Consider the following 287-nt stretch of genomic DNA (forward strand, 5'->3'; position numbering starts at 1 on the left):
CAGTATTATGTGCAAGAATAATCATTCAGATAAGTACTATGATTATTATAAAGAACTTACGAAAAGATTCTTAGCTAAAATAACAATAATTATAGTTTTTCTTTATTAATCAACTTGAAAAATCTTTTTGTCACTCTGAAATTTGAAAAGCCAAGACTTTGTAACTTTTGTGAGCGTAATTTTTCCTTTTCGAAAAAATTAAGATGTTCAAGGTTATCAATATAAGAATTAATGGCCTGAATCTTATTTTTTGCTTCTGAAGAATTGTTATATGTTTCATATTGAAG

At 25.1% G+C, this 287-nt stretch carries 1 pseudogene; it reads right to left on the reverse strand.

Going from position 1 to position 287, the window contains the following annotated elements:
- Positions 1-89 precede the first annotated feature (89 nt).
- Positions 90-287, reverse strand: a pseudogene (locus CS921_RS15660) (hypothetical protein); the annotation flags it as partial.

Origin of the sequence: Listeria costaricensis, assembly GCF_900183385.1 — a bacterium.
Lineage (GTDB): Bacteria > Bacillota > Bacilli > Lactobacillales > Listeriaceae > Listeria > Listeria costaricensis.